Genomic DNA, 13,651 nt, shown 5'->3' on the forward strand with positions numbered 1-13,651 from the left:
TTCATTCCGGAAAATTCTCGTTCCAAAGCGAACAATGGTGTTCATTATCGGACATCACGTCTGTATCTGTAAAGAATCAATTGTTTGATAGTCAATATTTTAATTAAGTATGTTTTAAGTGGCAAAGTATTTGAACAGACACTTCTATTAATAAAATGACAAACAAAGCTCTTAAAGTATTTGTCCGATTTTATTGCTTATTAATCTATTAGCCATGATACATAACTATTTTAAAATTGCTTTCCGGAATCTTGCTAAAAACAAGGGATATGGGTTCATTAACATAACCGGTCTGGCGATGGGTATGGCCGTTGCGATGCTGATTGGCCTATGGATTTATGATGAAATTTCATCCGATCGTTACCACAAGAATCATGGCAGGATCGCTCAGATCATGCAGCATCAAACCTATAATGGACACATAGGAACGCAAACGGCTGTTCCTTACCCGATTGGGGCGGAACTCAGGCGGAACTATGGAAGTGATTTTAAACACGTGATCATGTCAACATGGAGCAACCGCCATGTGTTGGCTTATGGCGACAAGAAATTCGCGAAAAACGGGCCCTATATGGAACCGGATGCACCAGAAATGCTAACCCTTAAAATGATAAAAGGATCCGGTTCAGGGTTGAAAGATCCTTATTCTATTCTGCTGTCTGAATCGGTTGCAAAAGCTTTTTTCGGTGAGGCCGACCCGCTTGACCAGATCATGAAAATTGACAATAAATTCAACGTAAAGGTTACCGGGGTTTATGAGGATATACCACACAATTCGTCCTTCAGGGATATGCAGTTTCTGGCTCCGTGGAGCCTTATGGAAATTGCATCGCCGTGGTTGAAAAAAGAAGAGGATCCATGGCGTGCCAATAGCTATCAGACCTTTGTTCAGCTGAATGACCATGCTGATATTGACAAGGTTTCTGCCAAAATAAGAGACATAAAGGTCAAAAATATACATAAAGAACAGCTAAAATATAAGCCTGAAGTATTTCTGAATGCAATGGCCGACTGGCATCTTTATTCGGAGTTCAAAGAAGGGAAACGTGTAGGAGGCCAGATCGAATTTGTCTGGCTTTTCGGCACTATTGGTTCTTTTGTATTGCTTCTTGCTTGCATCAACTTTATGAACCTGAGCACGGCGCGTTCTGAAAAGCGGGCAAAAGAGGTAGGTATACGCAAGGCAATCGGTTCTGTCCGTAATCAGCTGATCGCCCAGTTTTTCACCGAATCGTTTATAGTTGTCGCACTGGCCTTTGTTGTGGCCCTGGTGCTGGTGTTGCTCATGCTGCCACAGTTTAATGAAGTTGCCGATAAAAAACTGACCATTCTGTGGGGTAGTCCGTTATTTTGGTTTGCCAGCATTGGTTTTAGCCTTTTTACAACGGTGGTTTCCGGAAGTTATCCTGCCTTATATTTATCATCTTTTCAGCCGGTGAAAGTTTTGAAAGGGACATTCAAGGCAGGCAGGTTTGCTGCTGTCCCCAGAAAGACGCTGGTTGTTGTGCAGTTTACGGTTTCTATCATTTTGATTATTGGTACTGCTGTTGTCTTTCGTCAGATCCAGTTTGCCAAAAATCGTCCGGTTGGTTATGATCGCGCCGGATTGCTGGTTCTTAACATGGCAACAACCGATATTCATAACCATTTTGATGCAGTTCGCGATGAACTAAAAAAATCGGGAGCAATCTCGGAAATGGCTGAATCGGTAAGTCCTACCACCGAAACCTGGTCGTCAACAAGTGGTTTTGCGTGGAAGGGAAAAGACCCGTCGCTGTCCGTTGACTTTCATTTCAATGAAGTATCCCATGATTATGGGAAAACGGTAGGCTGGCAGTTTAAAGGTGGCCGAGACTTTTCAAGGGATTTTGCATCCGATTCCGCCGGGCTTGTGGTTAACGAGTCGGCTGTTAAATTTATGGGATTGAAAAATCCGGTCGGTGAAATGCTGACCTGGAACGGTACGCCTCTGACGATAATCGGTGTTGTGAAAGACATGATCGTTCAATCACCTTATGCACCCATACAGCCGCTTTTTTACAGTATGGCAATGGGTGATGGTGGTGTTATCAATATTAAAATCAATCCGCATACCAATACGGCCGATGCTTTGGCCAAAATTGAAAATGTGTTCAAGAAATATGATAGCGCTTCGCCTTTCGAATACAAATTTGTAGATGAACAATATGCCCGGAAATTTTTCAACGAAGAACGGATTGGCAAACTGACAACATTCTTTTCGGTTCTGGCGGTGATCATTAGCTGCCTGGGTATTTTTGGACTGGCTTCTTTTACGGCGGAACAACGGACCAAAGAAATAGGCGTTCGAAAGGTGCTTGGTGCTTCCGTTGCAAACCTTTGGCAAATGCTTTCAAGGGATTTTGTTGTTCTGGTCGTTGTTTCCTGTGTTATTGCCGCACCAGTGGCTTTTTATTTTCTGCATGGGTGGCTGCAAAAATATGAGTACCGGACAGAGGTTTCCTGGTGGATTTTTGTACTGGCTAGTTTAGGTGCGTTGATTATTACGTTGATGACGGTAAGTTATCAGGCCATCCGGGCTGCTTTGCTTGATCCGGTGAAAAGTCTTCGGAGTGAATAATCTATTGTTCACCAGGCCAAGCGACGGGTGTCACGGAGTCGGGTCAATATTAAGATGTAAAACATAAAAGTTAAACTGCTGCCAGTATATGATCCTTAACTATTTTAAGATTGCTTTCAGGACTTTATTGCGTAACAAAAGCTACGCGTTCATCAACATTACAGGGCTGGCGCTGGGTTTAGCCGCTTGTATCGTGATCTTTCTGGTCGTACAAAACGAATTGAGCTATGATAATTATCATACGAAAGCCGACCGTACTTATCGTGTGACGCTTTTTGGAGAACCCTGCAATCCAAGTGTCTCTTTTGCGGTTGCACCAGCATTTAGAAACGACTTTCCGGAAGCTGAGGTCTCTCAATATTATTATCAGGAAGGCGGATTGGTTAAGGTTGGTGAGCAAAAATTTAAGGAAAAGGTTTATGCTTTTGCTGATGAGCATTTTACCGAAATTTTTGATTTTACATGGCTGCAAGGTAACCCGAAAACAGCATTGAAGGAGCCCAATACGGTTGTTCTGACAGAAAGCATAGCAAAAAAATATTTTCAAAAGGAGGACGCTATCGGTAAAATGATCAAGCTGGATAATCAGCGAGATCTGCGTGTGAGCGGGGTTATCAAAGATCTTCCTTCGAATACCCATTTCGTTTTTTCATTTTTAGTGTCGTGGGAAACGATCAAAAAGGATATCGGGGATCATAAATTCTGGTCTATTCAGGGTGGTTTTGTGTATGTGACGCTCCCCGACGCGAAATCTGCCCGGGGTGTTCAGGCGCAGTTGCCAAATTTTCTGACGAAGAACTGGCGGGAGGAAATTGGCAAGGAAAAAGGTGTGCTGCTTTTGCAGCCGCTTAAAGAGATTCATTTCGACAGGCGTTATCTGAATCATATCTCAATGCCAAGATCCAAGGAAACGATCTATGGGCTCGCAGGTGTCGCGCTTTTCATAATCCTGACAGCCTGTATAAACTTCATTAATCTGGCCACGGCGCAATCTCTGAAACGCGGAAAGGAAGTAGGTGTCCGAAAAACACTGGGCGCTCAAAGAAAACAACTCATCATGCAAATGTTGGGAGAAACGACGGTCCTGGTGGGCATCGCTGTCATGTTGGCGTTGGTTGCCGTGCTGTTTTTTTTACCGTACACGGAGTCGTTGCTGGATATTTGTGTAGCATCTTCCAGTCTGTTTGAACCCAGGGTTATCGGTGTCGTTGCCGGGATCACGGTACTGACGATTGTGATTGCCGGTATGTATCCGGCCTTTGTGCAGTCAGGATTTCAGCCGATAAAAGCGTTGAAATCCGGCCTGGCCGACAATACCCATGGAAAGTCTTATTTGAGAAAGGGTCTGGTGGTTGTGCAATTTGCAATAACCCAGATCCTTTTGGTGGGAACGCTGATCGTAGGCAATCAAATGGATTTCTTTTTAAATCAGGATATGGGTTTTGATAAAGACGCTATCATGATTTTCCCGACCGGTGAGAAAAAAGATGTGTTACGGCAAAAACTGGAAGATAATCCGGGTGTGGAACAAGTTAGTTTTGCATCGGGCGGTCCGGCATACAGTACCAATTTTGCTCCGTTCAATTCGCCGGAATTGGGTATGACGGAAACCGACGTGACGGAGATCAAACAGGTGGATGATAATTATTTGTCCATGTATAAAATGAAACTGCTTGCAGGTGAGCCCATAAGAAAAATGACTTCAAAGGATACCATCGTGAATCTGGTTGTCAACCAAACATTGATTAAAAGGATGGGGATACAGGATCCGGGAAAGGCTATCGGGAAACGAGTGTTTATTGGCAGTACGCCTACGCGAATCAGCGGTGTTGTCAGGGATTTTCAAAGCGAATCCAAACATGAGAAGATCAGGGCCTGTATCATCATGTACAACCCAAATTCTTTCTGGCAGGCCAGCGTAAAACTTCGTCCGAAAAATATGCGGGAGACCGTTGCTTCGATCGAAAAGGATTGGTCGGCGCTTAATCCGGATAATCTTTTCAACTACGAATTTATTGATCAGCATATCGCCGGAATGTATAAACAGGAAGAGAAAATGTACAACGCGTTTCGGATTTTCTCCGCAATTGCGATTCTGATCGGTTGTTTAGGGCTTTATGGATTGGTGTCGCTGATGGCTGTTCAGCGTACGAAAGAAATAGGGATCCGTAAAGTGATGGGCGCGTCGGTTCCGGGCATTGTCGTGCTTTTTGTCAACCAATTTATCTGGCTGATCCTGATCGCTTTCGTCATTGCCGCGCCCGTAGCCTGGTTTGCCATGGATCAATGGCTGCGCGAATTTGCGTATCACATCAGCGTCGGTCCGGCTATTTTTGGCATTTCCATTGTGATAACGCTTGTGATCGCCGGTATTACAATCAGTTACCAGAGCATTAGAGCTGCATTGATGAATCCTGTAAAAAGTTTGCGGAGTGAATAGATGAAAGATGTAGTTACTGACTTTTCCTAACCCAATATCCGAAAACATGATCCGTAATTATTTCAAAATATCGTTCAGGAATCTGATAAAAGGAGGGTGGTATTCGGCCTTGAATATAGGCGGACTTGCTGTTGTTCTTGCTGTCAGCCTTTTGCTTTTTTGGTGGGTGAAGGATGAGCTGAGTTTTGACAACTTTCATTCCGATAACGAACGGATTTACAGGATCAATTCTCATTTTGGGGTTAAATTGAATGAAAGTACTTTTTCAGATACTCCGGCACCAGTTGCTGTGTTAGCAAAAAAATCAGTGCCTGGTGTAGAAGCCGTATTACGTATCGCCGATTACGATCACGGAGATTTTCGTGTTGGCGATAAGATTATTGCGGAAAAAGGAAGAATGGCATACTCGGATGAAAACCTCCTGACTTTTTTTGATGGGCTTACGGTTCTCCATGGCGATCCGAAAAATCCGTTTCCAACACCTGTATCGGTGCTGATTACCAGGAAACTCGCAGAAAAATTTTTTGGATCTTCAAATGTAATTGGTAAAATCTTTACAAATGTTGATGATAATCAAACTTTTTCAGTGGGCGCTGTCATCGCGGACAATCCCGACAATGCGTCACTTCGGTATCAGATGTACATTCCGATGCAAGCGTTAAAGCAGTCTTATAAAGTACAATATAACCAGCAATCAATGGATGATAACTGGGATGATTTCGGTTTCGAAAGTTATGTAAAGCTTGGTGTCAATACGGATCCGGTTGAGGTAGAGAAGCAATTAACCCTGACCCAAAATGCTGCGCGAAAGACCGGCGAAGAGGTAGCTGATTACCGGCTTCAACCGCTTCGGAAGTTACATCTTTATTCACCAGACGGCAAGAGTTCGGGCATGCGGCAGGTGAAAATTTTTGGTTTGACGGCATTGCTACTTCTAGCCATCGGATCTATTAATTACGTAAATCTGACAACGGCCAGGGCAACGAGGCGCAATAAGGAGGTAGGTATTCGTAAAGCAGTCGGGGCTAAATCCCGTCAACTGGCGGGACAACTATTGGTAGAGTCGGTGATTACATTAAGTCTTTCCTTGGTGACGGCCTTGATTTTGATTCAAATACTGCTCCCATTTTATAAAAACATAACGGGCAAAACGGGTCATTTTTCGTTGCTTGACTTTCAGTCATGGGTGATGCTGTTCGGAACACTTATCCTGACCTTTCTGTTGGCGGGTATTTATCCGGCCGTCCTTATTTCTGGTTACAATCCGGTTAACGCACTACGCGGGCGTTCGGGGCGTCGGTCCAGTGTGGGGTTGCGTAAGGGATTGGTAGTTGCGCAATTTGTTTTGACGACTGTCCTGATCAGTAGCACTTTTATTATCGGCAGGCAGCTAAATTACATTCGTCAGCGCGACTCTGGATTTAACCGTGAACATGTGTTTTCTTTTGATGGTAAAAAATCATCTGCACTTTTAAAGCAGACACTTCTGACGCAATCCGGTATCAAAAATGTGAGTACTTCCAGCGATACGCCTATTGATGTAAGCCATGGAACGACGACGGTTGCTTGGGATGGTAGCAACAATAACCAGGGACTCATTTTTGTTCATATGAGTATTGACTCTGCATTCATTCCAAATTTTGGGATCAGAATTGTAGAAGGGAAGAATTTTGATGGAAGCCCTTCTGATTCAGCTCATTTTATCTTGAATGAAATGGCGTTGAAACTATCGGGAATTAAAAATCCAGTTGGCAGAAGGTTTAAATTTGAAAGAACGGAAGGCACAATCATTGGTGTGGTGAAGGATTTTAATATCGCTTCTGCCCACGAACGGATTCGGCCTTTGATCCTGTATAGCATCCCTGCTAAAAATGATATGGTACATGTTCAAACTACCGCTATTTTGGCAGAATCAGCGGTGGCCGCTGTTGAGAAAATATGGAAAAAATACAATCCGCAAACTGCCTTTGCATATACGTTTTTATCGGAATCCTACGATAAACAGTACCGCGGCGAACAGCAGACGCAACAATTGTTTAGTTTCTTCGCAGCAACTGCCATTATGATATCCTGTCTCGGGTTGTTGGGTCTCGTTGGTTTTACCGCCGAGCAGCGTACGAAAGAAATAGGTATCAGGAAAGTGCTTGGAGCAGGGGTTTTCGGTATAACCGCTTTGTTATCAATGGATTTTTTGAAACTTGTATTGTTCGCCATCTTCATTGCAATACCCATTTCCTGGATTTCGATGGAAAACTGGCTGGCAAATTTTGCCTTTAAAGTGAGTATAGAATGGTGGGTTTTCGTGGTAACCGGCGTGATGACGGTTATGACGGCGCTGCTCTCAATCAGTTATCAGGCCATCAAAGCCGCCCTGATGAACCCCGTAAAAAGTTTGAAATCCGAGTAGGGGCGACGCTTGTCGTCGCCCGGATCTGCCAAACAATCCATAGTTTGACAGATCCCAACAAACACAAAGATAACCCCACCAGCCATGATCCAAAACTATCTAAAAATCGCCTGGCGAAATCTCCTAAAAGAACGCCAGTTCACGCTCTTCAACCTCGCAGGTCTATCAACGGGCCTGGTGTGTACGCTTTTGATTTACTTATGGGTAAATGACGAGTTGCAGGTCGACAAGGTCCATGAAAAAGACAGCCAGCTTTATCAGGTGATGGCCAATCACAGCAACGACAACGGCATCAAAACCATCGACAATACACCCGGTGTTCTAGCCGACGCACTAGCCTCTGAAATGCCGGAAGTAGAGCACGCGGTTTCGGTGGTTCCGGCATCGTGGTTTTCCAATAAGGGCGTAATTTCATTCGGGGCTACACATTTGAAAGCGGCAGGTCAATTTGTTGGTAAAGATTATTTCGAAGTATTTACCTGTCCACTGATACAGGGAGAAAGAAAGAACCTTTTTGCCGACAGACAAACGATCGGGATTTCAGAGGAACTGGCGATAAAATTGTTCCATACAACCCATGACATTATTGGAAAAACAATAAAATGGGACGAGGGTGAGATGAGCGGCTCATACAACGTTGGCGCTGTTTTTCAAAACAATCCGGTCAACGCCACCAACCAGTTTGACGTGCTTTTTAATTTTGAACAGTTTGTTGAAAAAAGGCCGGGTATGAAAGTCTGGGGGAACAGCGACCCAAGCACATTTTTGATCCTGAAAAAGGGAACTGAGATTGATAAATTCAATACCAAGATCAAAAATTATCTCAAATCAAAAGACAAAACACTTGCCACACAGCTGTTTACCATTAAGTACTCGGATAAATATCTCCACGGCCAGTTTGAAAATGGGGTTGAAGCAGGTGGAAGAATCACTTATGTCAGACTTTTTTCTGCGATCGGGATTTTTATTCTCCTCATTGCCTGTATTAATTTTATGAATCTGTCCACGGCCAAAGCCTCGGGGAGGATCAAAGAGGTAGGTATCAAGAAAGTGGTGGGGGCACTTAGGAGTACACTTGTTTTTCAATACCTGGGCGAATCTTTGCTTATGGCATTTCTTTCTCTGGCAGTTGCAGTACTGATGCTGTTTCTTTTACTACCGCAGTTTAATGCAGTTACAGGAAAGCAGATTGCTCTCCATTTTGACGGTACATTGATAACTGTCATTCTCGGAATAACCATATTGACTGGTCTTGTTGCAGGCAGTTATCCCGCTTTGTACTTATCCGGTTTTACGCCGGCGACGGTATTGAAAGGAAAGCTCAAAACTTCTGCCGGGGAAATTTGGGTACGACAAGGACTGGTAGTATTTCAATTTGTCGTCTCGGTGATATTTATTGTGTCTGTTCTGGTGGTTTACAAGCAGATCGACTACATTCAAACCAAAAATCTTGGTTATAACCGGGATAATATCATTCATTTTGAAATTCCACTCGAAATGGATTCTGTAAAACTGAAAAATGCTGAGACATTTCTGAGTGAAATCAGTGCCATTCCGGGCGTTAAAAATGCGTCCAGTTATTATCATAATCTTACGGGGTCCCACGGTGCTATTTCCGGATTTGAATGGCCGGGGAAAACAGCCGGTACCAACATTGAATTCTCGAATCTTGAAGTTGGGTATAATTTCATCGAAACACTTGGCATGAAATTGAAAGAAGGACGGAGCTTCTCACAAAACCCAGGTGCTTATAAAGAAATTGTATTTAACGAAGCCGCCATCAAAAGCATGGGACTTCGGGATCCTATTGGCAAAACGGTAAAATTCTGGGGGCAGGAAAGGCAGATTGTTGGTGTCGTGGCAAATTTTAATTTTGAGTCTTTGTACGAAACAGTAAAACCATGCTTCTTTCAGGCTTATCCGGTCATGCCCAACGTCATGGTCAAGATAACTGCCGGTACTGAAAAACAGACGGTGGCCCAGATTCAAAAACTATTTCAGCAGTACAATCCGGGACTGGTTTTTGACTACCAGTTTTTGGACGAAAACTATAAAGCACTCTATGCCTCTGAGCTTAGAATTGGGGTTTTGTCACAGTACTTTGCCGGTCTGGCCATCCTGATCTCCTGTCTCGGCCTGTTTGGTCTTGCCGCTTTTACGGCACAAAGAAGGCAAAAGGAAATTGGTATACGGAAAGTCTCGGGAGCAACGGTTATGAACGTTACCCTGATGTTGTCGATGGATTTTCTAAAATTGGTACTGATTGCCCTGTTGATCGCGTTTCCAATCATTGGCTGGGCGATGAATCGATGGCTGCATGCGTTTGCTTATCGTGTGGACATCGGTATCGAAGTGTTTGTTTTTGCAACGATTTCCGTTGCTTTGCTGACATTGCTAACAGTTGGCTACCAGGCCGTGAAAGCAGCGCTGATGGACCCGATAAAGAGCTTGAAAAGCGAATAAATATAGGCGGCCAAGGGATTCTGGAATAAACGGAGATCCTGACAGTCCTTCGAGAAACAGGCAATCTGACAATATTCGGAATATTACCACACGGATGGTTGCCTGTGCTGGTACGATCTACCTTATGCGAAAATTTTCCTGATACTCCTTTCTTTTATTATCTTCGTTTATCACCGGGACTGTTGTGTCTTTTTCGGGCTGAAATAGTATTTTGACATAACGTCTGTATAATATTTCCTTTCGCCCTGATTATCCGGAGACCATTAGAAACGATACACGTTACCGGATTGTTTACATTAAAATAGTTTTATAATGAAGGTAGTGATTATAGGGGGTGGATTTGCGGGAATTAATTTTGCGCTTTCACTTGCCAACAAAGATTCGTTTGAGATAGTACTTGTCGACAAAAACAATTACAATTTTTTTCCGCCGCTGATATATCAGGTAGCCACAGCTTTTTTAGAACCATCCAGTATCAGTTATCCATTCCGGAAATTGTTTTCTGGAAAAAATAATCTTCATTTCCGTTTGGGTGAACTGAAAAAGGTGATTCCCGCTGAGAAGAAAATCGTGCTTTCCAATGGCGTGCTGGATTATGACTACCTGGTGTTTGCAACTGGTGCAGAAACCAATTATTTCGGAATGGAAAATGTGAAGGCAAACGCCATACCTATGAAAACGCTGGACGATGCGATTGAAATGCGCAATAAATTATTGCAGCAAATGGAACAGGCGTCTATTTGTACGGATCCCGAGCTGACCAAGAAATTGTTGACGATTGTCATCGCAGGCGGTGGCCCGACCGGCGTTGAGGTGTCGGGCATGTTTGCTGAAATGAGAAATGGTATATTGAGGAAGGAATATCCCGAACTGGCGGGAAAGGGAAGTGAAATTTATCTGGTAGACGGAGGTCATGCGTTGCTTTCTCCAATGAGCGAGCAATCGCAGAAAAATACCTATGATGATTTGAGACGGCTGGGTGTGAAGATCAAGCTCAATTGCCATGTAAAAGACTATGTCGGGGATCAGGTGATTTTTGACAACGGTGAGGTAATTGAGACAAAAAACCTGATCTGGGCAGCAGGTGTTACTGCCAAAATTTTTGAAGGAATTCCGACAGAAAGTTATGGACGTGGCAGAAGGATGATCGTGGACGAACATAACAAGGTTCAGGGTGTTGATAATATTTACGCCATCGGGGACACCTGTATTCGGCAGACCGACCCGAATTTCACGGGCGGGCATCCGCAGGTTGCACAGGTTGCGATTCAGCAGGGAAAATTGCTGGCAAAAAATTTCGAGCGTATTGCAGCAGGACAACCGCTGAAATCGTTTGGCTATTTGGATAAGGGATCCATGGCCATCATCGGGAGAAATAAGGCTGTGGTGGATTTGCCATCGCCAAAGCTGCACATGAATGGTTTCTTTGCCTGGCTGATCTGGTTGTTCATTCACTTGCTCTCGCTGATCACTCATAGAAACAGAGTCCGTACGTTCTACAACTGGACCATTGCCTATTTTACCCGGGATCAATCCCTTCGTATGATTATTAAACCGTCCAGACAAAATAAAAGTGAGACGGAAAAAGGAATTCAATAGCTTTGTTTATTGTTGAATCAGTCACAGTGATCAGGGTATCTTGTCTTCTGATCTTTGGCTGATTTAGATGATGTTATTTCTTGTTATAATCATAAAAGAAGAAATGTTTTTCTGATCGCGTTTGATACTTTTGTTTTGGTATTTTGCCCAAACAAAAGTATCAAGAGAAATAAGTGATTCCACTGAAATAATTTAGAGATGAAGGAGACCATTCTTGATATATCGCGACACGTTCTACCAGGAATGGAGCATATGGATGTATCATTATCCTTTAGGAAATTTGTTGGTTATATAAAAGAGAGAATTTCGAAGGAAACCACTGTCAAGAAAAAGTTTTTTGAATTTGTATTGGAAAGGTTTACAGCCGATCCGAGGTTTTTAGAGGATATCAGGTTAGAAGAAATTCCAGAGTTTCAGGAGCAGCTTGGCCTGGTTTATAATATGCTGGTGCCGGTCATCGCTGATGAAAATGAAACCCTCTGGGCGCTTAGTGTACCGCTTTCGCAAACCGTGTTTTATGAAACGAGTGCTTTTCAGGAACTGCTTTCTGATAAAAGTACCGGCGTTGTGAAATGTGACTTGTTAAGAGAGATTGATATCACGATCGAGAAGAAGCAGAAAGCACAGATGATTTATTCATTTTTGCTTGAAAAATTCTACAACATCTCGACTTTTCACAGCGATGCGCTTGTTATTTCGATCCGGGATGAAAATACTTGCCTTTCAAGGTATTACAGGTTAAATATCGGTTCGGATTATGTGGAGGTTACGGCAAAAGGACCGCTTCCGGAAATCAATTTTGAAACGGTTAAAAGGAACACTAAGGAGGATTTTGACTGGACGGTTTTGTTCAAACTGCTGCCGTTTTCAATGTTCAAATTTGAAGGTTTCACAGTGATTACGTTGACCGATGTTACTGCGGACCAGGCGGTTGAAAATATCAAAAATATTATACTCAATCCGGCCGTGGACAATGTGCAGGGGTATTATGACCAGATCATTTCTTCGCTGAATTTGCTTGTAGGCAGTCGGGATATCAAATTTGGTCTGCTGCCCGAACTCAGGGTTAATGAAAAGCTGGTGTTTAATGACGAGATCTGTACACACAGCGCTTTGGTCCAAACCTCTGTTGAAAAGGGGCTGGATTTGGATGAATTTATGCAGCTTGCCGACGAGTATTTCAAAAATCCGGAGGTTCTTTTTTATAGAAATACCGCTGATTCGGATAAGCGTAAGGGTTTTCTCTCAACCCTTGAGAGTAACGGCGTAGCTTCTTACGCGTTGGTACCGGTTTACAACAATAGCCGGTTGGTTGGCGTTTTGGAGGTTTATACTAAAATCAAAGATTTGCTGGATGAAAAGCTGCTTGCGAAACTGGAACCGGCAGTCCCGCTGATCGGGCAGTTGCTTCAGAATAATATTAACGAATTTGAGGCCAGGATCGAAAACGTAGTCAAGGAAAAATTCACTTCGCTTCAGCCTGCCGTTCAGTGGAAATTCAAGGAAGTAGCCTGGCATTACATTCGCGATAATGCGATGCAGCTTCCGAAAAAACCAATTGAAAATATCCATTTTAAAGATGTGTACCCGCTGTATGGTGCCATTGATATCCGTAATTCTACTGTGGAGCGGAATGAGGCGTTGCATGCAGACCTGGAAGTGCAGTTTGAGTCTCTGATTAAAGTTTTGACGCATATTAAGGAAGATGTAGGCCTGGGGCTTGCCGATGAAGTGATCTTCAAGTGCAAAAAATGGATGGCACAAATTTCAGGCCAGTCGACAGATAGTGATGAGATGAAGGTGATGGATTTTCTGGAATATGACGTGTATCCGTTTCTGCACCATTTCAGGGAAAGTAAAGGAAGGCTGGGGGAAAGTATCAACGCTTATTACCAGTTGGTAGACAAGGAAAGTGGAATCGCTTTCGCTAACCGGAATTCGCTGGAAAGTGCCATGCAGAAAATTAACGCCGCGGTTAATCTCTATCTCGAACTTTTTAAGAACGAAATTCAGCAGACCTATCCATGTTATTTTGAAAAATTCAGGACAGATGGTGTAGAATATGATATTTACATCGGTCAGGCAATAGTTCCGGAAAAAACATTTAACCTGCTGTATCTTAATAATATAAGATTGTGGTAGC

Annotated in this window: 6 protein-coding genes; all 6 read left to right on the forward strand. The window is 43.3% G+C overall.

Going from position 1 to position 13,651, the window contains the following annotated elements; all coding sequences use genetic code 11:
- The first annotated feature begins 214 nt into the window (after positions 1 to 214).
- The 6 genes from RB622_RS12870 (at position 215) to RB622_RS12895 (ending at position 13,650) form a co-directional block, all read left to right on the forward strand.
- A complete protein-coding gene (locus RB622_RS12870) occupies positions 215 to 2,599 on the forward strand; it encodes an ABC transporter permease (protein ID WP_308046965.1) in 2,385 nt (794 codons plus the stop codon).
- A gap of 88 nt (positions 2,600 to 2,687) precedes the next feature.
- The gene (locus tag RB622_RS12875) at positions 2,688 to 5,039 is read left to right on the forward strand and encodes an ABC transporter permease (RefSeq protein ID WP_308046966.1); all 2,352 of its coding nucleotides are present in this window, start codon (positions 2,688 to 2,690) and stop codon (positions 5,037 to 5,039) included.
- Positions 5,040 to 5,085: 46 nt separating this feature from the next.
- Positions 5,086 to 7,446 (forward strand): FtsX-like permease family protein, encoded by a 2,361-nt coding sequence (locus RB622_RS12880; protein ID WP_308046967.1) that lies wholly within the window; start codon positions 5,086 to 5,088, stop codon positions 7,444 to 7,446.
- Between the two features lie 84 nt (positions 7,447 to 7,530).
- Positions 7,531 to 9,909, forward strand: a complete 2,379-nt coding sequence (locus tag RB622_RS12885) for an ABC transporter permease (protein WP_308046968.1) — start codon at positions 7,531 to 7,533, stop codon at positions 9,907 to 9,909.
- Between the two features lie 312 nt (positions 9,910 to 10,221).
- Positions 10,222 to 11,508: an NAD(P)/FAD-dependent oxidoreductase gene (locus RB622_RS12890; RefSeq protein ID WP_308046969.1), complete on the forward strand. Its 1,287-nt coding sequence runs from the start codon at positions 10,222 to 10,224 to the stop codon at positions 11,506 to 11,508.
- Positions 11,509 to 11,706: 198 nt separating this feature from the next.
- Positions 11,707 to 13,650, forward strand: a complete 1,944-nt coding sequence (locus tag RB622_RS12895; RefSeq protein WP_308046970.1) for a GAF domain-containing protein — start codon at positions 11,707 to 11,709, stop codon at positions 13,648 to 13,650.
- Position 13,651: the final 1 nt, after the last annotated feature.

This window comes from Dyadobacter sp. LHD-138 (genome assembly GCF_030929615.1).
Classification (GTDB): Bacteria; Bacteroidota; Bacteroidia; order Cytophagales; family Spirosomataceae; genus Dyadobacter.